Source organism: Brenneria goodwinii (assembly GCF_002291445.1).
Lineage (GTDB): Bacteria > Pseudomonadota > Gammaproteobacteria > Enterobacterales > Enterobacteriaceae > Brenneria > Brenneria goodwinii.
The window spans coordinates 2,723,517-2,745,330 of sequence record NZ_CP014137.1 but is presented as its reverse complement, the minus strand read 5'-3'; the positions used below and the strand labels follow the sequence as shown (position 1 = coordinate 2,745,330).

The 21,814-nt window shown below is 56.3% G+C and carries 20 protein-coding genes; 10 read left to right on the top strand and 10 right to left on the bottom strand.

Features of this window, described 5'->3' with window-relative positions; all coding sequences use genetic code 11:
* Positions 1 to 22 precede the first annotated feature (22 nt).
* Together ybfE and ybfF are read right to left on the bottom strand one after the other, a co-directional pair.
* The gene (gene ybfE, locus ACN28R_RS12270) at positions 23 to 307 is read right to left on the bottom strand and encodes a LexA regulated protein (protein ID WP_048635660.1); all 285 of its coding nucleotides are present in this window, start codon (positions 305 to 307) and stop codon (positions 23 to 25) included.
* A 178-nt stretch (positions 308 to 485) separates the two neighbouring features.
* Entirely contained in the window at positions 486 to 1,253 is a 768-nt protein-coding gene (gene ybfF / locus ACN28R_RS12265; protein ID WP_095834551.1) for an esterase, read from the bottom strand.
* Between the two features lie 219 nt (positions 1,254 to 1,472).
* Between ybfF and seqA the strand changes: the two genes are divergently transcribed.
* Both seqA and pgm read left to right on the top strand, forming a co-directional pair.
* Positions 1,473 to 2,003, top strand: coding sequence for a replication initiation negative regulator SeqA (gene seqA, locus ACN28R_RS12260; protein WP_048635658.1), 531 nt, complete (start codon positions 1,473 to 1,475; stop codon positions 2,001 to 2,003).
* A gap of 25 nt (positions 2,004 to 2,028) precedes the next feature.
* The gene (gene pgm / locus ACN28R_RS12255) at positions 2,029 to 3,672 is read left to right on the top strand and encodes a phosphoglucomutase (alpha-D-glucose-1,6-bisphosphate-dependent) (protein ID WP_095834550.1); all 1,644 of its coding nucleotides are present in this window, start codon (positions 2,029 to 2,031) and stop codon (positions 3,670 to 3,672) included.
* Between the two features lie 32 nt (positions 3,673 to 3,704).
* Here the strand turns inward: pgm and ACN28R_RS12250 are convergent, their stop codons facing one another.
* The 7 genes from ACN28R_RS12250 to kdpF all read right to left on the bottom strand — a co-directional run bounded on the left by ACN28R_RS12250 (position 3,705) and on the right by kdpF (position 12,194).
* Entirely contained in the window at positions 3,705 to 4,133 is a 429-nt protein-coding gene (locus tag ACN28R_RS12250; protein WP_048639607.1) for an EamA family transporter, read from the bottom strand.
* 97 nt (positions 4,134 to 4,230) lie between these two features.
* Complete coding sequence (gene kdpE, locus ACN28R_RS12245) at positions 4,231 to 4,911, bottom strand: two-component system response regulator KdpE (protein WP_082152952.1); 681 nt, start codon at positions 4,909 to 4,911, stop codon at positions 4,231 to 4,233.
* Positions 4,912 to 4,916: 5 nt separating this feature from the next.
* Positions 4,917 to 7,649, bottom strand: coding sequence for a two-component system sensor histidine kinase KdpD (kdpD, locus tag ACN28R_RS12240; RefSeq protein ID WP_048635655.1), 2,733 nt, complete (start codon positions 7,647 to 7,649; stop codon positions 4,917 to 4,919).
* A 9-nt stretch (positions 7,650 to 7,658) separates the two neighbouring features.
* Positions 7,659 to 8,237, bottom strand: a complete 579-nt coding sequence (kdpC, locus tag ACN28R_RS12235) for a potassium-transporting ATPase subunit KdpC (protein ID WP_095834549.1) — start codon at positions 8,235 to 8,237, stop codon at positions 7,659 to 7,661.
* A gap of 19 nt (positions 8,238 to 8,256) precedes the next feature.
* Complete coding sequence (gene kdpB / locus ACN28R_RS12230; RefSeq protein WP_236840242.1) at positions 8,257 to 10,338, bottom strand: potassium-transporting ATPase subunit KdpB; 2,082 nt, start codon at positions 10,336 to 10,338, stop codon at positions 8,257 to 8,259.
* A 78-nt stretch (positions 10,339 to 10,416) separates the two neighbouring features.
* Complete coding sequence (gene kdpA, locus ACN28R_RS12225; RefSeq protein ID WP_095834547.1) at positions 10,417 to 12,105, bottom strand: potassium-transporting ATPase subunit KdpA; 1,689 nt, start codon at positions 12,103 to 12,105, stop codon at positions 10,417 to 10,419.
* Positions 12,105 to 12,194, bottom strand: coding sequence for a potassium-transporting ATPase subunit F (gene kdpF / locus ACN28R_RS12220; protein ID WP_072065792.1), 90 nt, complete (start codon positions 12,192 to 12,194; stop codon positions 12,105 to 12,107). Before kdpF ends, kdpA begins: the two co-directional genes overlap by 1 nt.
* 822 nt (positions 12,195 to 13,016) lie before the next feature.
* Between kdpF and ACN28R_RS12215 the strand changes: the two genes are divergently transcribed.
* The 8 genes from ACN28R_RS12215 (at position 13,017) to nei (ending at position 20,160) form a co-directional block, all read left to right on the top strand.
* Entirely contained in the window at positions 13,017 to 13,976 is a 960-nt protein-coding gene (locus ACN28R_RS12215) for a YbgA family protein (protein WP_095834546.1), read from the top strand.
* Positions 13,977 to 13,996: 20 nt separating this feature from the next.
* On the top strand, positions 13,997 to 15,463 hold the full coding sequence (phrB, locus tag ACN28R_RS12210; RefSeq protein WP_095834545.1) for a deoxyribodipyrimidine photo-lyase: 1,467 nt from the start codon (positions 13,997 to 13,999) through the stop codon (positions 15,461 to 15,463).
* Complete coding sequence (locus ACN28R_RS12205) at positions 15,456 to 16,199, top strand: type 2 GTP cyclohydrolase I (RefSeq protein WP_095834544.1); 744 nt, start codon at positions 15,456 to 15,458, stop codon at positions 16,197 to 16,199. The genes phrB and ACN28R_RS12205 overlap by 8 nt, the downstream gene beginning before the upstream one ends.
* Positions 16,200 to 16,329: 130 nt before the next feature.
* On the top strand, positions 16,330 to 16,986 hold the full coding sequence (gene pxpB, locus ACN28R_RS12200) for a 5-oxoprolinase subunit PxpB (protein WP_095835798.1): 657 nt from the start codon (positions 16,330 to 16,332) through the stop codon (positions 16,984 to 16,986).
* The gene (gene pxpC / locus ACN28R_RS12195) at positions 16,980 to 17,909 is read left to right on the top strand and encodes a 5-oxoprolinase subunit PxpC (protein WP_095834543.1); all 930 of its coding nucleotides are present in this window, start codon (positions 16,980 to 16,982) and stop codon (positions 17,907 to 17,909) included. Before pxpB ends, pxpC begins: the two co-directional genes overlap by 7 nt.
* Positions 17,899 to 18,636 carry a 5-oxoprolinase subunit PxpA gene (pxpA, locus tag ACN28R_RS12190; RefSeq protein ID WP_048635648.1) on the top strand — a complete coding sequence of 246 codons (738 nt, stop codon included), beginning with the start codon at positions 17,899 to 17,901 and terminating at the stop codon, positions 18,634 to 18,636. The genes pxpC and pxpA overlap by 11 nt, the downstream gene beginning before the upstream one ends.
* Before the next feature lie 54 nt (positions 18,637 to 18,690).
* Complete coding sequence (gene pcp, locus ACN28R_RS12185) at positions 18,691 to 19,338, top strand: pyroglutamyl-peptidase I (protein WP_095834542.1); 648 nt, start codon at positions 18,691 to 18,693, stop codon at positions 19,336 to 19,338.
* Between the two features lie 30 nt (positions 19,339 to 19,368).
* Positions 19,369 to 20,160, top strand: a complete 792-nt coding sequence (gene nei / locus ACN28R_RS12180) for an endonuclease VIII (RefSeq protein ID WP_095834541.1) — start codon at positions 19,369 to 19,371, stop codon at positions 20,158 to 20,160.
* Positions 20,161 to 20,312: 152 nt separating this feature from the next.
* Here the strand turns inward: nei and ACN28R_RS12175 are convergent, their stop codons facing one another.
* On the bottom strand, positions 20,313 to 21,599 hold the full coding sequence (locus tag ACN28R_RS12175; RefSeq protein ID WP_048635645.1) for a citrate synthase: 1,287 nt from the start codon (positions 21,597 to 21,599) through the stop codon (positions 20,313 to 20,315).
* Between the last annotated feature and the right edge of the window lie 215 nt (positions 21,600 to 21,814).

Sequence of the window (21,814 nt, the reverse complement as noted above, 5' to 3'; positions counted from 1 at the left end):
CGGCCGGGAAGTCCGACTTATTTCAGTCAGATTTTTTCCCGGCCAATTGCGCCAGCAAAATTTCTTCAATAAGTTCACTACGGCTGATATTACGCTGCGCCGCCAGGTCGTTAAGTATATCGACGGCCTCGCTGTTAATTTTCAACTCTACCCGCCGCAAACCACGAACTTTGTCGCGTCGCAACTGATTACGCTTATTGATTCTTAACTGTTCATCACGTGAAAGCGGGTTGGTTTTTGGGCGGCCCGGCCGACGCTCGTCTGCGAACAGATCCAGCGTGGTACGATCCGTTTGTTCTTTTGCCATAGGTAATGATACTGCAAGGTATTCGGACCAAAATGCGCACGCCTTTAAATAACCTATAACGCGGACATTTTGATGATGTGGTTACAACGCCTGTGGCTGAATCAGCCGTCCCTCTACTGCGGGCGCCATCATACCCCAGCCGTACTGGCGGCGACAATGGTTAATCCGGGCCGCCTGGTTAACTCGCATCCAGAAAACGATGAATCGCGCGTAAGACCGCCTCGGGTTTTTCCGCATGGACCCAATGTCCCGCGCCGCTCACCACATACGCGCGGGCCATGGGGAACTGGCGTAGTATGGCTTCCCGGTAGGCGTCATCCAGATAAGGCGAGTTTTCGCCGCGAATAAACAACACCGGTCCCTGCCAGGCGGGAATATCCTGCCAGCCAACGATGTTTTCATATTGATCCCACAGCGCCGGGACATTGAACCGCCATTCACCCTGCTGGAAAGATTTCAGCAAAAACTGAATGACGCCTTCTTCCTTCAAATATTGACGCATCAGGTCGGCGGCTTGCGTACGGGAGGCGATCCCGGCATCGGTGACGGTCCGTAACGCGGCAAATACATCATCATGTCCACGGGTCTGATAATCGACCGGCGCGATATCAATCACCACCAGCTTCGCCAGCCGCTGCGGAATAAGAGCGCTGAGCGACATCGCCACTTTCCCGCCCATCGAATGACCGATCACGATTGCCCGCTCGATATTCAACTCGTCCAGTAATTCCACAACATCCTGCGCCATTGCCGGATAGGTCATCTGCGGCGAACGCGGCGACAGGCCGTGATTGCGCAGATCCAGTTGCAATACATCGTGCTGATTTTGCAAATCCCGTCCCAGTACACCAAGATTATCCAGATTGCCAAACAGCCCATGAATAAGGACTATGGGTAATTGGCCGTTGGGTTGATGCGCATCATGCCTACGATAATTCAATTTCATGGTGAAGTTCATTCAGAGATACAGGCGCTTAGGGTATCATTAGTTTACAACACAAGGTTACCGCGGAAGAAGCAAGTCTAACCCCGTCGGCGAGGACCGCGTCAGCAAGGCATAATCCGAGTTTTTGCGTTGTCTGCGTTCTGCCGCTGTTCGAAAGCCGTTGTTCGCTTGTATACTTCTTGACGATTGATTTGAGTAATAAAACAGTACTGGATAAAGATGAAAACTATTGAGGTCGACGAAGAGCTTTATCGTTATATCGCCAGCCACACGCAGCATATCGGTGAAAGCGCATCGGATATTTTACGGCGCATGCTGAAATTTACCGCCGGTCAGTCCACCGCGGCGCCAGCAGCGGACGTTGCGGCAAATACGCCGCCCGCTTCATCCCCGCGTCCGGGCGATCGGGTTCGGGCAATGCGCGAGCTACTGTTATCGGATGAATATGCCGAGCAGCATAAGGCGATCAATCGTTTCATGCTGGTATTGTCTCAGCTGTATCTTCTGTCGCCGCCGGAATTCGCCCAGGCGACGGAATCGCTTCATGGCCGTACGCGGGTCTATTTCGCGGGCGATCAGCAAACGCTACTTCAGAATGGCACGCATACCAAGCCCAAACATATCCCGGGTACGCCATACTGGGTTATTACCAACACCAATACCGGTCGTAAACGAAGCATGGTCGAACACATCATGCTGTCGATGCAGTTCCCGGTAGAACTGACAGAGAAAGTTTGCGGAACCATCTAACTCACAGCGTCAGAGAGAAACGTCAATGGCTAATCACTCAAGAGCCGGACAGCCTGCCCGGCAAAGCGATTTAATCAATGTGGCTCAGTTGACGTCACAATATTATGTCCTGCGTCCGGAAGTCGGAAACGCGGCGCATGCGGTGAAGTTTGGTACCTCGGGTCATCGCGGCAGCGCGGGGCGTCATAGTTTTAATGAAGCGCATATCCTGGCGATAGCGCAGGCGATTGCCGAGGAACGCAGCAAGCAGGGCATTACCGGTCCATGCTACGTCGGCAAAGATACGCATGCGCTGTCCGAACCGGCATTTATTTCGGTACTGGAAGTGCTGGCGGCAAATGGCGTGGATATCATTGTCCAGCAGGACAACGGTTTTACCCCCACGCCGGCGGTGTCTAACGCCATTCTGGTTCACAACCGCGCAGGCGGCGCGCAGGCGGATGGTATTGTTATTACGCCGTCCCACAATCCTCCTGAAGATGGCGGCATCAAATACAATCCGCCGAACGGCGGCCCTGCCGATACCAACGTCACCAGCGTGATCGAACAGCGGGCGAATGCGTTGCTGGCTGACGAACTGCGAGAGGTGAAACGTATTACGCTGGATCAGGCCTGGAAGAGCGGTCGTATCCATGAGCAGGATTTGGTGCAGCCTTATATTGAAGGGTTGTCCGACGTGGTGGATATGGCGGCGATTCAGCGTGCGGGTTTGACGTTGGGCGTCGATCCGCTGGGCGGGTCCGGTATTACTTACTGGCAGCGTATTGTCGAGCATTACAAGCTGAATCTGACGCTGGTGAACGATTCCATCGATCAGACATTCCGCTTTATGACGCTGGATCACGACGGTGTGATCCGTATGGACTGCTCATCGGTTTCCGCCATGGCCGGGTTGCTGGCGCTGCGTGATAAATTCGATCTGGCTTTCGCCAACGATCCGGACTACGACCGTCACGGTATCGTCACGCCTGCCGGCCTGATGAATCCGAACCATTTCCTGGCCGTGTCCATCAACTATCTGTTCCAGCACCGTCCTCAGTGGGGCGAGTCCGTCGCGGTAGGTAAAACGCTGGTTTCCAGCGCGATGATCGATCGTGTGGTGGCGGATCTGGGCCGTAAGCTGGTGGAAGTGCCGGTCGGCTTTAAATGGTTTGTCGACGGACTGTTCGACGGCAGTTTGGGTTTTGGCGGCGAAGAGAGCGCGGGGGCATCATTCCTGCGCTTTGACGGCACGCCGTGGTCAACGGATAAAGACGGTATCATTATGTGTCTGCTGGCCGCAGAGATTACTGCGGTAACGGGTAAGAACCCGCAGCAGCATTATGATGAACTGGCCAAACGCTTCGGCGCGCCAAGCTATAACCGTATCCAGGCTCCGGCGACTCACGCGCAGAAAGCGGCGCTATCCAAGTTGTCGCCTGAACAGGTGTCCGCCAGTACGCTGGCCGGCGATCCGATCACCGCGCGTCTGACGGCGGCGCCAGGCAACGGCGCCCCTATCGGCGGGTTGAAAGTGATGACCGATAACGGCTGGTTTGCGGCGCGGCCTTCCGGTACGGAAGAAGCCTATAAAATCTACTGTGAGAGCTTCCTTGGCGCAGAGCACCGGGAACGCATTGAGAAAGAAGCGGTAGAAATCGTCAGCACCGTGCTGGCTAACGCCAAGTAATGATCCTGTCTGGCGCTGCATCGCAGCGCCTTTTATCCCAGAGCTATAAGCAGCGCGCCCGCCGAGATTAGCGCCACGCCTGCGCCGGCCATCAGCGAAATTTTCTCACCCAGCAGCAACGCCGCCAGCACCACGGCAAAGACCACGCTGAGTTTATCGATCGGCGCTACCTGGGCGACATTGCCGTTTTTCAGCGCGACAAAGTAAAACAGCCACGACATGGCGCCGGCCACGCCGCTGAGCAGAATAAACATCAACGCCTTTTTATTGGCGATGATTTCACCGACCAGCGCCGTTTTCCCCTGTACCACCACCACACCGACTAAAAAAAGCGCCATGACGACAGCACGGATTGCCGTTGCGGTATTGGCATCCAGATTTTGCAGGCCGATTTTGCCGAAGATGGCGACCAGAGCGGCGCATAGCGCAGATAGCAAGGCATAGATTAACCAGCTAGTCATAATATGAGATCCCAGAATAAATAAGCGAAAATGGAAAGGTTCATCTTGAACGAAATAACGCAGAAATGTTACGCCGGGCGCTGGCAGATAACCAGATTTACGGCATAAAACGATAGCCAATCGCCGTTTCGGTTAAAAGATGGCGCGGCCGGGCGGGATCCACTTCTAATTTCTGGCGCAGGTGCCCCATATAGATACGCAGATAGTGGCTGTGTTCTACGGCGTTCGGCCCCCAAACCTGGGTTAGCAGTTGACGTTGCGTCAGTACCTTGCCCGGGTTCGCCGCCAGTATCGCCAGTAAGCGGAATTCGATCGGCGTCAGGTGTAATTCCTGGCCTTCGCGGCTGACCAGGCGATTGAGCAGGTCAACGGTTACATTCCCGAAACACACCAGCGGCGTCTCCTGCTGTGAACGCCCGTGATGACGCAATGCGGCGCGTACCCGGGCCATCAATTCACCGATACCGAACGGCTTGGTCAGATAGTCGTCCGCCCCGGCATCCAGCGCCTCGATTTTATCCTGTTCGTCAGTGCGCGCCGACAGCACGATAATCGGCATACTGCTCCACTGGCGGAGATCGCGGATATAGTCGATGCCGCTGCCATCCGGCAGGCCGAGATCGAGAATAATCAGTTCGGGTTTACGCGTCGCCGCTTCAATCAAGCCGCGCTGCAGGGTGTCGGCGTCATACACGCGACAACCCTCGGCCTCCAACGCCAGACGGACAAAGCGGCGGATCTCTTTTTCATCTTCCACGATCAAAATGGCGGTCTGCAATGAATTCAGTTCTCCTCAAGATCTTCAGGTTCGATCGCCGGCGGGGCGGATAGCGGCAGGGTGAAATGGAATGCGGCGCCGCCCGTTTCGCTATTGGCCGCCCAGATGCGGCCGCCGTGAATGTCGATGATGGCGCGACATATCGCCAGCCCCAATCCCACGCCGGGGATTGACGACTCTTTATGGCCGCGGGCGAACTTGTCGAAAATAACCTGTTCCTGCCCGGCTGCGATACCCGGCCCATTATCCCGCACAATCACTTCCAGCCAATCATCCGGCGTAGCCGGCCGCTGGCTTATTGTCGTCTCTATCGTAATGATTGCCTGCTCGCCGGCATATTTCAGCGCATTTTCCAACAGGTTGATTAGCACCCGCTCAACCAGACTGGCATCACAATAAACCAGAATCATATCGTCGGATAGATTCACCCGAATCGTATTTTTCTCCAGCGCGCTTTCCAACTGCTGTAATGCGCTACCGATCAACTCTTCCAGCGTTTGCCACGATTTGCGCAGATGAAAGCCATCGGATTGAATGCGGGCCATATCCAGCAGGTTGTTCACCAGCCGCGTGGTATTCAGGATCTGCTGGCGGATTTGGCTGGCCTGGCGTGCGTGCGGCGAGCCTTCGTCAGCCAGATTCAGCGTCAGAATTTCGGCCTGGCCGAACAGTACCGTCAACGGCGTGCGCAAATCATGGGAGAGGGCCGCGAGCAGTGAGTTTCGCAATTGCTCGCGCTCCGCATTCAGGCGGGCGTTTTCCGTGCTTTGCATTAGAAACAGGCGTTCCAGCGCATTGGCGATCAATACGGTAAAGGTTTCCAGCAGGCGCTGTTGTTCGGGAACCATCAATTGCCGGATATTGTCCGGCTCAATCGCCAGCACGCCGAAGATTTGCTGCGTCGTGGCCAACGGCAGTATCTGGTAGGGGACGCCGGGCAGGGTGGCGGTGCCTGCCCCGGCAGGCGTACGATGATCGAAGCTCCAGCGGGCAATCGCGTTATCGACGATAAGCTGCTCCTGACCGTCGAGCGCCGGTTGCTGTAGCTCTGGCGAGGAATGGCCGGGGTTATCGGCCAGCAGTAGCGCGATTCTGGCTTGAAACGTGGTGCTGAGGAAATGATGGCTGGCTTTTACGATATCCGCACTGGACAGGCTGCGGTTCAGCGTTTTTGACATCTCATAGAGATGCCGGGCGCGCTGTTCGCGGTAGCGGGCGACTTTGGCCTGATAACGCACGCCCGCGGTCAGGTTGCCCACCAAAATACCGACGCCCAACATCACCGCAAAGGTGACAAGATATTGGGCGTCTGAAACGGCAAGGGTGCCGCGCGGCAAAATAAAAAACAGATCGAAGATGGCGACGTTGATTATTGCGGCGAACACCGAGGGCCAGCGACCATAAAACAGGGCGATAACCACGACCGCCAGCAGGTAAATCATCACCAGATTCTCTGATTCCAACATAGAGAAGGGGGACCAGAGCGCCAACAGCGTGATCGCGGCGCACAGTATGGCGGCCATCGCGCAGCCGTAAAGCTGCATTCTCCACTTTTCAATCAAGCCGCGCGTATCCGGCGCTTTGGCCGGCCTGGGAGCCTCATCTTTAACGGAGACGATCACCAAATCAAGGTCCGGCCCCAGTTTACCTAAGCGCTCGGCAAAGCGGGCGCGCCACCGCCAGCCAAAGCGTTGTTCGGCATGGCGGCCGATAACAATTTTTCCCAGATTATGTTCCCGGGCATAACGTAATATGGCGTATTCTTCATCCGGATCGGATAACGTCGCCGTTTCCGCGCCCAGATCCTGCGCAAGTTTGAGCGCGCGTAAAATCGCCCGCCGCCGCGCTTCCGGTAACTGGTGCAGACTGGGCGTTTCGACATAAACGGCATGCCAGACGCTGCCCAACCGGGCCGCCAGCCGCGATGCGGTACGCACCAGCTTTTCATTTCCCGGTCCATGGCCGATGCATAGCAAGATGGCGTCACGGGTATGCCAGATATGCTCCCGCCCTTGAACCGCCCGTAGCGCCCGCATTTGATCGTCGACCCGATCGGCCATACGTCTTAATGCCAGCTCACGCAGCGCGATCAGATTACCTTTGCGGAAGAAGTTTTCTATCGCCCGTTCGGCCTGCAACGGCAGATAAACTTTACCTTCATTCAGCCGTTGGCGCAGATCGTCCGGCGGCAAATCCACCAGTATTACTTCATTGGCATTATCAAAGATCGGATCGGGCAGGGTTTCCCGTACTTGAATTCCGGTTACGCCGCCTATCACGTCATTCAGGCTTTCCAGGTGCTGAACGTTAACGGTGGTGAATACGTTGATACCGGCATCCAGCAGTTCCTGAACATCCTGCCAGCGTTTGGGATGCCGTGAGCCCGCCACGTTGCTGTGCGCCAGTTCGTCGATCAGGATTAGTGCCGGACAACGCGCCAACGCGGCATCGAGATCGAATTCGACAAGGTGACGCCCATGATGATTGATGCGTTTTAGCGGCAACTGCGGCAAACCTTCCAGTAAGGCGGCGGTTTCGCTGCGTCCATGGGTTTCCGCCACGCCGACTAACACATCCAGCCCCTGGGCTCGTAGCCGCTGCGCTTCCTGTAACATGGCGTAGGTTTTCCCTACGCCGGCGCAGGCGCCGAAGAATATTTTCAGCTTACCGCATGGCGGTTCATCAATTTGCGCCAGCAGGCTATCGGGATCCGGACGATGATCTTCGCCAGTAATCATGGTGTTTCCTTATCTGGGCAGTTTTTTTTCCCGGTCTAACGCCAGATTCAACATTAGTACATTTACGGTTGGGCGGCCGATAAACGCCGGTGTACTGGTTTGGGTAAAACGGCTAATCAATTGTTGCACCCGCGGCAAAGCGATCCCCCTGACCTGAGCGATACGCGCGGCCTGATAGCGCGCCGCTTCCGGCGAGATAGCCGGATCCAGTCCGCTGCCGGAGGCGGTCAGCAAATCAGCCGGAATCGGCAGCGGGCTGTTGGTGCTCCGGCGCCACTGCGCGACGCGTTGCCGGATCTGTGTATCCAGCGCCGGGTTACTGGCCGCCAGATTACTGCCGCCTGAAGCCAGCGCATTATAGGGGGTATCCGCGGTAGCGGAAGGGCGCCCATGGAAATAGTTATCCTGGTTGAATGCCTGGCCGATAAGCGACGACCCGACGACGATATTATCACGGTAAATCAATGAGCCATTGGCCTGGGAAGGGAATAGCCGCTGCGCCAGCTCCGTGGTCAGCAATGGATAAGCCAGGCCGGTACACAGCATTAACATGATTAAAAGAAACAGGGCGGAACGTAAATTACGCATAGTGATTACCCGTCAATGGTTAAACCAGATTCAATCCGCTTAGCAACATATCGATCAGTTTGATGCCGGGAAACGGCGCCACCAACCCGCCAAGCCCATAAATCCACAGATTGCGGCTCAACAGCGCCGCGGCGCTCATTGGCCGATAGCTAATCCCTTTTAACGCCAGCGGGATCAGGAATACGATGATCAGCGCATTGAAAATGGTGGCCGAAAGCATGGCGGAAGCCGGCGAATGCAGATGCATGATGTTCAACGCATTTAGCTGGGGATAGGTGGCGGCGAACGCCGCGGGAATAATGGCGAAGTATTTGGCGACGTCATTGGCAATACTGAAGGTGGTTAGCGATCCTCGCGTCATCAGCATCTGTTTACCGATATGCACCACTTCGATCAGCTTGGTCGGATTGGAATCCAGATCGACCATATTGCCCGCTTCCTTCGCCGCCTGCGTGCCGGAGTTCATCGCCACCGCAACGTCGGCCTGCGCCAGCGCGGGCGCATCATTGGTGCCGTCGCCGGTCATGGCCACCAACCGGCCTTCAGCCTGATACTGGCGAATCAGCGCCAGTTTGGTTTCCGGCGTCGCTTCCGACAGGAAATCATCCACCCCGGCTTCGGCGGCAATCGCGGCGGCGGTGAGAGGATTATCGCCGGTAATCATCACGGTTTTGATTCCCATGCTGCGCAATTCGGCGAAACGTTGCTTGATGCCGCTTTTGACGATGTCTTTCAATTCCACCACGCCCAATACGCGTCTCCCTTCCGCGACGACCAAAGGCGTTCCGCCGCGCCGGGCGACATTGGAAACCAACGCTTCCACCTGCTGCGGGAAACTGCCCTGATTGGCTGCAATATAGTGGCGCAGGGCATCGACGGCGCCCTTGCGAATGATTCGCTGCTGAATGTTAACTCCGCTCATCCGCGTTTGCGCGGAAAACGGCACAAAGACGGCGTCGTTATCCTGCAGGCTGCGATCGTTCAGATTAAAACGCTGTTTGGCCAGGATCACGATGCTGCGGCCTTCCGGGGTTTCATCGGACAGCGATGCCAGCCGGGCGGCATCCGCCAGCGTTTGTTCCGTGACTCCCGGCGCAGGCAGAAATGCCGATGCCTGACGATTGCCCAGCGTGATGGTGCCGGTTTTATCCAATAGCAGCACGGCGATATCGCCCGCCGCTTCCACCGCCCGTCCGCTTGATGCAATGACGTTGGCGCCCAGCATACGGCTCATGCCCGCCACGCCAATGGCGGAGAGCAGTCCGCCGATCGTCGTGGGAATAAGGCAAACCAGCAGGGCGACCAGGACGGTAATACTGACGGTTTCTCCGTTGCCGTTGGCCGCCGCGCCAAACCAGGAAAAGGGATATAGCGTGGCGCTGACCAACAGGAAGATGATGGTCAGCTCAATCAGCAAAATGGTCAGGGCTACCTCGTTAGGGGTTTTCCGTCGCTGGGCGCCTTCCACCATGGCGATCATCCGGTCGAGGAACGTTTCGCCGGGATTGACGCTGCATTGGATCACCAGCCAGTCGGACAGTACGCGGGTTCCGCCGGTTACGGAGGCGAAATCGCCGCCGGATTCGCGGATAACGGCGGCGGACTCGCCGGTAATCGCGCTTTCATCCACGGAGGCGCTACCTTCCAGCACTTCGCCGTCGCACGGAATGATTTCTCCGGCCTTAACGAGAACTACATCGCCCTTACGCAGGTTATCCGCCGGGATCGCTTCTGTCGCCGCATCGTGCCGCGGCGCCGCAAGTTTATTGGCCCAACTGGTTTTTTGCACGCCTTTCAGGGCGTTCGCCTGCGCTTTGCTGCGCCCTTCCGCCAAAGCCTCGGCAAAATTGGCGAAAAGAACCGTAAACCATAACCAGAGCGAAATCAGGCCGGTAAATGTCGCATCCCCGGAGGCCGCGCCGGCCAGAATCGCCAGCCAGATAATACCGGTCAACAGGCTGCCGAGATAAACCACGAACATCACCGGATTGCGCCACTGTATACGGGGATCGAGCTTCTTGATTGCATCCGTCAGCGCGGTGCGCAGCAGCGCCATATCAAACAGCGATTGCGTTTTACGCCGCTTGGCATGACGGAGCATATTGTTCTGTGGCGCGGATGAATGTTCAGTTATCGTTTGAGTCGTGCTCGTTTGGCGGGTCATAGATCGTCTCTAGCCTTAGTGAACTTGGCCGAACTGTAAATATTCGGCAATCGGCCCCAGCGCCAGGGCGGGGATGAACGTCAGCGCGCCGATCAGCAAGATGACGGCGATCAGCATGCCGATGAACAAGGGGCCGCGGGTGGATAGGGAACCTCTGTTTTCCGGCTGGCGTTTTTTGACCACCAGCGACCCAGCGATAGCCAGCACCGGGATCATGACGGCAAAACGCCCCAGCAGCATGACCGCTGCCAGCAGTAGGTTATAAAACGGCGTGTTGACGCTTAGTCCGGCAAAGGCGCTGCCGTTATTATTGGCGGCTGAAGACACGGCATAGAGCACCTCGCTGAAGCCGTGCGCCCCTGGATTAAGAATACCGCTGCGCCCGGCTTCGCTGCCGATCGCCAACGCCGTGCCGAGTAACGTCAGAGCCGGGGGCAGCAGAATGGCAAGCGCCGTCATCTTCATCTCGTAGACGTCGATCCTCTTCCCCAGATATTCCGGGGCGCGTCCGATCATGAGTCCGGCGATAAAAACGGTCAGTAAAACGAACAGCAGCATGCCGTATAGGCCGGAGCCGACGCCGCCGAACACCACTTCGCCGATTTGTATCAGCCACATCGGCGCCATGCCGCCCAGCGCGGTGAACGAGTCGTGCATCGCATTGACCGCACCGGACGACGTCGCCGTCGTTGTCACGGCATACAGGCTGGACATCAGAACGCCAAAGCGGGTTTCTTTGCCTTCCAGGTTGCCGGCGCTATCCGCTCCCAGCGCCAGCAGATGCGGATTACCGTCATGTTCCGCGTACATCGTCAGCGCCGCCGCCACGATAAATATCAGTACCATGGCCGATAGCAGGGCATATCCCTGACGGGGATCGTTAACCGCTTTGCCGAAAGCAAAACACAGCGCGGCGGGGATCAGCAGAATAGCCAGCATCTGCACGATGTTGCTCAGCTCGCTGGGGTTTTCAAATGGATGAGCGGAGTTTGCGCCGAAGAAGCCGCCGCCGTTGGTGCCCAGCAGTTTTATGGCCTCCTGAGACGCAACGGGGCCCATGGGCAGAGTTTGCGTTGCGCCTTCCAGCGTGGTGACCTGTTGATAGGGCAACAGGTTTTGCAGCGTTCCCTGACTGATAAAGAAGAGCGCCAACAAGAGAGACAGCGGCAGCAGAATGTACAGGGTAATGCGCAGCAGGTCGAACCAGGCATTCCCCAGAGTATCTACGGCGTGACGGGAAAATGCGCGGATTAACGCGAAGGCGGCCGCGATCCCCGTCGCGGCGGAGAGGAAGTTCTGTACGGTTAATCCCGCCATCTGACTCAGATAACTCAGCGTATTTTCCCCGCTGTAAGCCTGCCAGTTGGTGTTGGTGACGAAACTGACGGCGGTATTGAGCGCCAGATGCCACGATAATCCCGGCATGTTTTCCGGGTTGAGGGGGAGGGATCCCTGCGTCATCAACAGGCCGAACAGCACAACGAAACCCAGCAAATTAAAGGTCAGAAGCGCCAGAGCATACTGCCGCCAATGCATTTCTCCGTGATGAATCATTAAAAAACGCGCGGCTCCCGCTTCAAATTTTTGCAGCAGCGCGCCGCTTTCTCCTTCGATCAAGCGCGCCAATACATTGCCCAGCGGCTGCGCCAGTAACATCAGTATCAGCAGCAAGCCGCCGATCGGTAAAAAAACGTCAGCGATCATCAGAAGTTCTCCGCCTTCAGCAGGGCATAAACCAGATAACTCAATAAAAGCAGCACCAGCAGGCTGCCCAAAAGGATGCCGAGAGTCATAAAACCCCTCCGGGTGTAATCAAGAATTAATGGCAGCAGGCTACTGAACGGCGGGAAAAGAAGGTGCAAATTTCCGGTGGTTGGGCGTAAAAAAAGTATAAAAATGGCGCGGTGGCGGCAGTAAACGGGCAGGGATGGCGCAGTCGGAAGCGGCATCCTGTGATTTTTACTAATCAATCTGCTATATAAATAATTCCGCTTACTACTCTTTTTGGTTTACTCCCCGCTTCGGCGCTGAAGGCTCCCCATAAATCGGAATATGTCATATCGAAGAATATTTCGTGCGCGAAAAGAAAGGCTTTTTCATGCCACGTCGTAGCACGCGCCCGACGCAGGGTGGTTCAAACGCCACCACCCTCCGGACCCGGGCTTGTGGCTGAAATCACGCCGCTGACGCGGTTCCTTCGGCGGCCGTCCCCTTTTCCGAACCGCCAGTGACGCGTTCCCGACGCGGCACTGGCTTGAGCAGCATCCATGCTGCTCATTCGCGGGGTCGTTCACCTCAGCGTAATTTCTTACGCCGTGAGACAAACGGTTTAAGTACTGAATATATGTTTAATATCAGTCTGTTAAATATAAAATATTAACAAGGTTTTTTTGTGGGGATTCCTCAGCGCTTCGGCGGGTTTTTTATGGCGGGTCATCCTGCCGGTTACTCCCCGCGTCGTCGCCGGCGCCGTTGAGCATCGCTTCCGGCGATGTTCTACGGATACGCCGATTAATCTTATGATTTCTTACCTTATTTTCCCCCAGGTTTTCCCTGCGCGGCGTTGGGATCCGCTATGCTGGGTATAGCGGACTGTTTTTTTATAGGGGGCAATCATGACGTTAGATCCGATCCCGGTTGGTATAAGTGCCTGCCTGCTCGGTAATCCGGTGCGTTTTGACGGCGGGCATAAGCGCCTGGCGTTTGCTGTCGAGCAACTATCACCGTACTTCCATTTTGAACCCGTCTGTCCGGAAATGGCCGTTGGGTTGCCGGTGCCGCGTCCGGCGTTGCGGCTGATAAAAAACGCGGAAGGACACATTATCCTGCGCGCCAGCAATGGTTCGCCGCTGGATGTCACTCAACAGATGCGCCGCTTCTCCGCTGAAAAAGTCAGCCGGCTACACCAGTTGTGCGGCTACATTGTCTGCGCCAAATCGCCCAGCTGCGGTATGGAGCGCGTGAGGGTGTATGACGCGTCGCAAAAGAATGCGCGAAAAAGCGGTACGGGACTGTTTACCCAGGAACTGTTGCGTCAGCTACCCTGGCTGCCGGTGGAGGAAGATGGCCGTCTGCACGATCCGGGGCTGCGGGAAAACTTTATTGAGCGGGTTTATACCCTGCATGAATTGCATCAGATCTGGCGGCAAGGTCTAAGCCGCGGGGCGCTGATTGCGTTTCATAGCCGCTATAAATTGTTGCTGCTGGCGCATTCGCAACCCGAATATCGTGAGCTGGGGCGTTTTGTGGCCGGTATTGATACATGGGAATCGCTGGACGATTTTGCCCGGGAATACCGTCTGAGGTTGATGAAGCTGATGGCGCACCCGGCAACGCGGCGTAATCACACCAATGTGCTGATGCATGTTCAGGGCTATTTTCGCCGCCAGCTTAATTCGTCGCAGCGACAGGAACTCACCCAACTGATCGATCGCTATCGGCAGGGAGTGCAACCTCTGCTGGCGCCGATCACTTTGCTGAAGCATTACATGACGGAATATCCGGATGATTACCTTGCCGAGCAGCGTTACTTTGAGCCTTATCCGGAAGCGCTAAGGCTGCGTTACGGCTACTAACGGTGGCCTGAGGATGATTTATGACCACGCATTTGGTCTGGCTGCGTAATGATTTACGCATAACCGATAACCTGGCTTTACATGCAGCCTGCCGGGATCCGCAGGCGCGGGTGATCGCCCTGTTTATCGCCACGCCGCAGCAGTGGCGTCAGCATGATATGGCCCCGAGACAGGCCGCTTTCCTGCTGGCAAGTCTCAACGCGGTGCAGCGAGATCTGGCCGAAAAAGGGATCGCCCTTTATTACCATGAGTGCGCCGATTTTTCCGCCGCGGCGAACTGGCTGGCGGATTTTTGTCATCAGCAGCGCGTCACGCAGTTGTTCTATAACCATCAGTACGAAATTAACGAACGCCGGCGCGATAAAGCGGTGGAAAGGCTGCTGGCCGGACGCGTTGAGTGCCGGGGATTTGGTGACGCTCTGTTGTTGCCGCCCGGTCGCGTGCTGAATGGGGACGGCAGGATGTATAAGATGTTCACGCCGTTTCGGCGGGCGTTCATTAACTGCCTGTTGGAAACGAATACTGATAGCGTTCCCGCGCCGACGCCGAGAAGCGGCGGTGCGGTGGATATCACGGCGGCGTTAGCGCCGTTCAGTTATCCTCAACAGCAGATCGATCGCGATTTTCCCATCGGCGAGACGGCGGCCTTACACCGGCTGCGTCAGTTCTGCCGTGAACAGGTGCAGGACTACCCGCGTCAGCGGGATTTGCCGGCACTGGCGGGAACCAGCAAATTATCGCCTTATCTGGCGTTGGGCGTTCTGTCTCCTCGCCAGTGTTTTAACCGGCTGCGGGCCGAGTGTCCCGATCTGCTGGAGCAGCGGGAGGGCGGCGCTTTTGTCTGGCTTAATGAGCTGATCTGGCGTGAGTTTTATCGGCATTTGTTGGTGTTCTGGCCGGATTTATGTAAGCACCAACCGTTTACCGCCTGGACGCAGCAGGTGCAATGGCGGCAGTCGCCTGACGATCTAAGCGCCTGGCGGCAGGGAAATACCGGCTATCCCATTGTTGATGCCGCCATGCGACAGATGAACCAAACCGGCTGGATGCATAACCGCCTGCGTATGATTTGCGCCAGTTTTTTAGTAAAAGATTTACTTATCGACTGGCGTGAAGGGGAGCGCTATTTTATGTCGCAACTCGTGGATGGCGATCTCGCGGCGAATAACGGCGGTTGGCAGTGGGCGGCTTCGACCGGAACGGATGCCGCCCCCTATTTTCGCATTTTCAATCCGACCACGCAGGGGGAGCGATTCGATCCGCAAGGCGCTTTTATTCGCCGCTGGCTGCCGGAATTGGCGGCGGTGCCGGATAAAGATATTCACCAGCCTCACCGCTGGGCCGCTCGGCAGTCGCGCGCTCTGAACTACCCGCTGCCGATTGTCGATCACCAAGCGGCGAGACAGCAGACGCTGGCGGCCTTTGCCGCGGCGAAAAATTCGGCTATGGCACATGACGATCAAACAGAGAAAAGTAAGTATGCGTAATAGCGATTTGGAAAAACTGATTAACCAGCAGCTTAACGCCGAGGCCTTCCAGGACTACGCCCCGAATGGTTTACAGGTTGAAGGCCGCCGCGAGGTGCAGCGTATTGTCACCGGCGTAACCGCTTCACAGGCATTGCTGGATGCGGCCGTTGAGCATCAGGCCGATGCCGTTTTGGTCCACCACGGCTATTTTTGGAAAAACGAATCGCCGATTGTGCGGGGGATGAAGCGCAATCGGCTGAAAACGCTGCTGGTTAACGATATCAATCTGTATGGCTACCACCTGCCGCTGGATGCGCATCCTCAGCTAGGCAACAACGCCCAACTGGCGGCGCTGCTGGAAATCGATGTGCTGGGAACCCTCGAGCCGCTGGTGCCGTATGGCGAGTTCTCTCAGGCACTTAGCGGCGATGCGCTGCGCCAGCGCCTGGAAAACCGATTGGGGCGTTCGGTGCTGCATTGTGGGGATAATGCACCGCAACAGATACGGCGAATCGCATGGTGTACCGGCGGGGGGCAGGGGTTTATCGAACTGGCCGCTCGCTTTGGCGTTGATGCGTTTATTACCGGCGAAGTTTCAGAGCAGACGATCCACGTCGCGCGTGAAATGGGGCTGCATTTTTTTGCCGCCGGGCACCACGCCACGGAGCGGGGAGGGATCCGCGCGTTGGGGGATTGGCTGGCTCGGCAGCATGGTTTTGACGTGACGTTTATTGATATTCCCAATCCAGCGTGATGGTTAACGCTTTCTTATTAAGCGCATACGGTTAAAAACGGAAAAAAGCAGTACAAAAAGTCATTTTGGTATCTTTCTTGCTTTCCTCATAATCATAGGAAAAGCTCATAACATGAAGCAGGAGAAAAGATTGCAACGGGCGCGCTGTTATCTGCTGGGCGAGAAGACCGTGGTTCTGGAACTGGAACCGCCGATGACGCTGCAAAGTCAGCAGCGTATCTGGGGGCTGGCCGAACGTTTGAATCGCCATGAGGCGGTGCAGGAAGCGATTCCTGGCATGAACAATCTTACGGTGTTGCTGGAACATCCGCAGCAGGTCGCGCTGGATGCCATTGAACGCCTGCAACGTTGGTGGGAAGACAGCGAGTCGCTGGTATTCGAACCCCGAGATATTGATATCCCAGTGACCTATGGCGGAGAGGCCGGACCGGATCTGGCGCTGGTCGCCGATCATTGCCGCCTGACGGAAAAACAGGTGGTGGAAGCGCATGCCTCCGCCAGCTATATCGTTTATTTTCTCGGCTTCCAGCCCGGGTTCGCCTATCTGGGCGGGCTGGACGAAAGGTTATATGTTCCGCGCCGCGCAGAACCCAGACTTCAAGTGGTTGCCGGATCGGTCGGCATTGGCGGTTCTCAAACCGGAATCTACCCGTTATCCACGCCAGGCGGCTGGCAGCTGATCGGCCGCACTTCGTTGCCCTTATTCAATCCGCAGAGTATGCCGCCGACGTTACTGCGTCCTGGCGATAATATTCGGTTTTTGCCTCAGAAGGCGGGCGTATGCTGAAAATTATTCACTCCGGGTTGTATACCTCCGTTCAGGACGCCGGGCGCTTCGGTTTTCGCCGTCTGGGCATTAGTCAGTCCGGCGCGCTGGATATTCCGGCGCTCAAGCTGGCGAATCTGTTGGCGGGCAACGCGGAGAATGCCGCCGCGCTGGAAATCACGCTGGGAAAATTCGTCGCTACCTTTACCTCACCTTGCTGGGTCGCCCTGACCGGGGCCGACTGTCATGCCGAGTTGGATGGCAAACCATTGTGGACCGGCTGGCGTTTTGCCGTGGCCGCCGGGCAAACATTGAAAATGCATCTGCCGCGCCACGGTATGCGCAGCTATCTGGCGGTTTCCGGCGGAATCGACGTGCCGGAAGCGCTGGGGTCGCGCAGTACCGATCTGAAAGCGGGGTTTGGCGGATTTGCCGGGCGTTTGCTGGCGGATGGCGATGAGCTGGCGCTGGGAACCGCCACCCAACTGCCGACCAGGGAAATCGGCGTTAAGCAGTTGCTGTTTGGCAATCGCGTCAGAGCATTGCCGGGACCTGAATATCAAGAGTTCAGCGCCGACGCGCAGGAAAAATTCTGGCGTACGCCCTGGCATTTGAGCCCGCAAAGTAATCGGATGGGCTATCGGCTACAGGGGCCGGAATTGCAGCGGACCACCCGGCGGGAAATGTCATCGCATGGCCTGTTGCCGGGCGTGGTGCAGGTGCCGCATAGCGGTCATCCGATCGTGCTGCTGGCTGATGCGCAAACCACCGGCGGCTATCCGCGGATTGCCTGCGTGATTGAGGCCGATTTATACCATCTGGCGCAAATACGTCTGGGGGAACCGGTGCATTTTATTCGTTGTACGCTGGCAGAGGCCCAGCAGGCGGCACAGGAACAGCTGCGTTATCTTGAACAACTGGCGTGGAGGCTACATGATTATTGACCTGAATGCCGACCTGGGCGAAGGCGGCGAGAATGATGAAGCATTGTTGAAACTGGTCAGTTCGGCAAATATCGCCTGCGGATTTCATGCGGGAGATGCCCAGACCATGCGGCAGTCGGTTCGTTGGGGGATTGATTACGGCGTCGCGATTGGCGCACACCCAAGCTTCCCGGACCGTGAGAATTTTGGCCGTAAAGAGATGCAATTGCCTGCCGAAACGGTTTTTGCCCAGGTGGTTTATCAGGTCGGCGCGCTGGCCGCGATAGCGGCGGCGGAAGGCGGGAAGCTGGTCCACGTCAAACCACATGGCATGCTTTACAATCAGGCGGCCCGTGAACCCGCCTTGGCTGATGCCATCGCCCGCGCGGTGAAAATGATTAATCCGGCGTTGCGTCTGGTGGGGTTGGCCGGCAGCGAGCTGATTCGGGCCGGGCAGCGTTTAGGACTGGTAACCCGGCAGGAAGTGTTTGCCGATCGCTGTTATTTGCCGGATGGTTCTTTGGTGCCGCGTTCGCAATCGGGCGCGCTGATCAACAGCGACGATCTCGCCTTAGCCCAAACGTTGGAAATGATCCAACGTAAACGCGTTCGCGCCAGTGATGGTTCCTGGGTCGACGTTCAGGCTGATACCGTCTGTGTTCATGGCGACGGGCAGCATGCGCTGACATTCGCGCGTAAGTTGCGCAACTGTTTTTCTCAGCATCAGATCAGCGTTACGGCTGCATGATGTGTGAGGTAATCGAATGGCTGATTCTAGCCACTGGCACCAAGGCGAGGGTAGATGAAAACCGTATTGATTACCGCGTTTGAACCTTTTGGCGGCGAAATTTGTAATGCGTCATGGGAAGCCGCAAAAGTTTTCCATCAGCGTGAGATCGCCGGAGCCAGAGTGATCGTCTGCCAGCTTTCCTGCGCATTCGATCTGGCATTGCAACAGCTTTATCGCGCGGTGACGCAGTGGCAGCCGGAGGCCGTCATCGCCGTCGGCGAAGCGGGCGGCCGCGCCGATATCTCGATCGAGCGGGTGGCGATCAATATTAATGATGCGCGAATAGCGGATAACCAGGGCAATCAACCTATTGATACGCCGGTGATTGAAGGCGGTCCCGCCGCTTATTTTTCAACCCTGCCGGTAAAAGCGTTGGTCAGCGCGCTGCGCGGCGCCAATATTCCGGCATCGGTATCGCAGACGGCCGGCACCTTTGTTTGCAATCATCTGATGTATGGTCTATTGCACCTTCTTCATCAGCAGGGCGATGTGGTGCGCGGCGGGTTTGTGCATGTTCCTTACTCGCCGCAGCAGGCGGTCGGCCATCCTGGCGAACCCTGTATGCCGACCAGCACGGTAAGCGATGCGCTGGAAATTATCATCGCCCAGTCGTTATTGGTGCGACAGGATATGCCCGTCGCCGGTGGCGCTTTACACTAGCCGTCTGGATTTTTTATTACGGAGTCATTCATGCCGGAAGGACCGGAAATCCGCCGAGCGGCAGACCAGTTGGCGGCGGCGATGGTTGGCAAGACATTGACCCGAGTCTGGTTCGCGTTTCCTGAACTGAAACAGTATGAGCCGGCGCTGGTCGGACAAAAGGTTGCGCGGATCGTTACACGGGGTAAAGCCCTGTTGACCTATTTCAGCAACGGCTTGGTGCTTTACAGCCATAACCAGTTATATGGCATATGGCGGGTGGTGAATACGGGGGAAACGCCGGAGACCAAACGCGATTTGCGAGTCAGACTGGAAACGACGGATCGGGCCGTTCTGCTTTATAGCGCTTCCGATATTGAAATGTTGACGGCGGATTCGCTGTCATCCCATCCTTTTTTGCAGCGAATCGGCCCCGATGTGTTGGATCTGACGCTGACGCCGGAGCAGGTCGGCGAACGGCTGCTCTCTGTGCGGTTTCGCCGTCGCCGGTTCAGCGGCTTATTGCTCGACCAGTCCTTTCTGGCCGGTTTGGGAAACTACCTGAGGGCCGAGATCCTTTGGCAGGCGCAGCTGGCCCCACAGCACTGCGCGCAGGATTTGAGCGCCGAACAGCTGCAAATCCTGAGCCGGGCGCTGCTTGATATTCCCCGTTTATCCTATAACACGCGTGGCGCGGCGGATGAAAACCGCCATCATGGCGCCGTTTTCTCTTTCAAGGTTTTTCATCGTGAAGGTGAGGCCTGTCCGCGCTGCGGGCATATTATCGAGAAGACGATGCTGGCGTCGCGCCCGTTTTTCTGGTGCCCCGCCTGCCAGAAGTAAAAAATCTCCGGGAGCGGTTTGCAACGTCGCTTGCGACGGTCCGCCATAAAAGAAGCGTTGTTCTGGTTTAGGGCTGATGATTAGCTAGCCTCCCCCTGGCAAGGGGGAGGTTGGGAGGGGGTGATGCACAGACGATGCTAAGTCAGGCGGGTTTAGCTGTTCTCAAGGTTGGAGGTGAAATCACGTTCGGCGTAGCCGGTGTACAACTGACGCGGACGCGCGATTTTAATCCCGTCGTCATGCATTTCATTCCAGTGGGCGATCCAGCCAACGGTGCGGGCCATGGCGAAGATCACCGTGAACATGGAAGAGGGAATTCCCATCGCTTTCAGAATGATGCCTGAATAGAAATCGACGTTTGGATACAGCTTCTTCTCGATGAAGTACGGGTCATTCAGCGCGATGTTTTCCAGTTCCATGGCGACTTCCAGCAGATCGTCTTTTCTGCCCAGTTCCTTCAACACTTCATGGCAGGTTTCACGCATCACGGTGGCGCGCGGGTCATAGTTTTTATACACGCGGTGGCCGAATCCCATCAGACGGAACGAATCGTTCTTGTCCTTGGCCCGTTTGATAAACGCCGGAATATGTTCAACGGAACTGATATCTTCCAGCATGCGCAGGCAGGCTTCGTTCGCTCCGCCGTGCGCCGGTCCCCACAGCGAGGCGATGCCCGCGGCGATACAGGCGAACGGGTTGGCGCCGGACGAGCCCGCGGTTCTCACCGTGGAGGTGGAGGCGTTCTGTTCGTGGTCGGCGTGCAGGATCAAAATACGATCCATGGCGCGTTCCAATACCGGGTTGACCTCATACTCTTCGCACGGGGTCGCGAACATCATGTTCAGAAAGTTACCGGCATAAGAGAGATTATTTTTAGGATAAACAAAGGGTTGACCGAGCGAATATTTGTAACACATGGCGGCGACGGTCGGCATTTTCGACAGCAAACGATAAGCGGCGATTTCACGGTGGCGTTCGATGCTGATATCCAGCGAATCATGGTAGAACGCCGCCAGGGCGCCGGTCACGCCGCACAGTACGGCCATAGGATGCGAGTCGCGGCGGAAGCCGTGGAACAGACGGGTAATCTGTTCGTGAATCATGGTGTGGCGCGTCACCGTGGTTTTAAAGGTGTCGAATTGCTGCTTCGTCGGCGCTTCGCCGAAAAGCAGGATATAGCAAACTTCAAGATAGGTAGATTTTTCAGCCAGTTGGGCGATAGGAAATCCACGGTGTAATAAGATGCCCTCTTCACCGTCGATATAGGTGATTTTGGATTCGCAGGATGCGGTAGAGGTGAAACCGGGATCAAATGTAAACAACCCTTTGGAGCCTAAAGCCCGGATATCGATCTCATCTTGTCCCAACGTGCCGGTCAGCACGTTAAGTTCAATTGGGTCTTTACCGTCTAGCGTAAGCGTTGCTTTTTTGTCAGTCATTTATAGTCTCCTAGCGCTTTAATTTTAAAACTCTTTTCACCGAAGAAATACCGTCATGCCTGTATTACCGGCTTAATGATAGACCGGATGAAACTCTGTAGCGACGCATCGTCAATAGGGTACAGAGCGGGAGTGGAATCCCAGTTACCTTCGGGATGAATACATCATTTCCCAGATAATTAATCATTCTCTGAGTTTGTCATAGTGATATCTAT

What these genes read in the sequence shown, in the direction of transcription:
- ybfE (WP_048635660.1), bottom strand. Translation starts at nt 307, where the DNA reads ATGGCAAAAGAACAAACGGATCGTACCACGCTGGATCTGTTCGCAGAC.
- ybfF (WP_095834551.1), bottom strand. Translation starts at nt 1,253, where the DNA reads ATGAAATTGAATTATCGTAGGCATGATGCGCATCAACCCAACGGCCAA.
- seqA (WP_048635658.1), top strand. Translation starts at nt 1,473, where the DNA reads ATGAAAACTATTGAGGTCGACGAAGAGCTTTATCGTTATATCGCCAGC.
- pgm (WP_095834550.1), top strand. Translation starts at nt 2,029, where the DNA reads ATGGCTAATCACTCAAGAGCCGGACAGCCTGCCCGGCAAAGCGATTTA.
- ACN28R_RS12250 (WP_048639607.1), bottom strand. Translation starts at nt 4,133, where the DNA reads ATGACTAGCTGGTTAATCTATGCCTTGCTATCTGCGCTATGCGCCGCT.
- kdpD (WP_048635655.1), bottom strand. Translation starts at nt 7,649, where the DNA reads ATGATTACTGGCGAAGATCATCGTCCGGATCCCGATAGCCTGCTGGCG.
- kdpC (WP_095834549.1), bottom strand. Translation starts at nt 8,237, where the DNA reads ATGCGTAATTTACGTTCCGCCCTGTTTCTTTTAATCATGTTAATGCTG.
- kdpB (WP_236840242.1), bottom strand. Translation starts at nt 10,338, where the DNA reads ATGCTCCGTCATGCCAAGCGGCGTAAAACGCAATCGCTGTTTGATATG.
- kdpA (WP_095834547.1), bottom strand. Translation starts at nt 12,105, where the DNA reads ATGATCGCTGACGTTTTTTTACCGATCGGCGGCTTGCTGCTGATACTG.
- kdpF (WP_072065792.1), bottom strand. Translation starts at nt 12,194, where the DNA reads ATGACTCTCGGCATCCTTTTGGGCAGCCTGCTGGTGCTGCTTTTATTG.
- ACN28R_RS12215 (WP_095834546.1), top strand. Translation starts at nt 13,017, where the DNA reads ATGACGTTAGATCCGATCCCGGTTGGTATAAGTGCCTGCCTGCTCGGT.
- phrB (WP_095834545.1), top strand. Translation starts at nt 13,997, where the DNA reads ATGACCACGCATTTGGTCTGGCTGCGTAATGATTTACGCATAACCGAT.
- ACN28R_RS12205 (WP_095834544.1), top strand. Translation starts at nt 15,456, where the DNA reads ATGCGTAATAGCGATTTGGAAAAACTGATTAACCAGCAGCTTAACGCC.
- pxpC (WP_095834543.1), top strand. Translation starts at nt 16,980, where the DNA reads ATGCTGAAAATTATTCACTCCGGGTTGTATACCTCCGTTCAGGACGCC.
- pxpA (WP_048635648.1), top strand. Translation starts at nt 17,899, where the DNA reads ATGATTATTGACCTGAATGCCGACCTGGGCGAAGGCGGCGAGAATGAT.
- pcp (WP_095834542.1), top strand. Translation starts at nt 18,691, where the DNA reads ATGAAAACCGTATTGATTACCGCGTTTGAACCTTTTGGCGGCGAAATT.
- nei (WP_095834541.1), top strand. Translation starts at nt 19,369, where the DNA reads ATGCCGGAAGGACCGGAAATCCGCCGAGCGGCAGACCAGTTGGCGGCG.
- ACN28R_RS12175 (WP_048635645.1), bottom strand. Translation starts at nt 21,599, where the DNA reads ATGACTGACAAAAAAGCAACGCTTACGCTAGACGGTAAAGACCCAATT.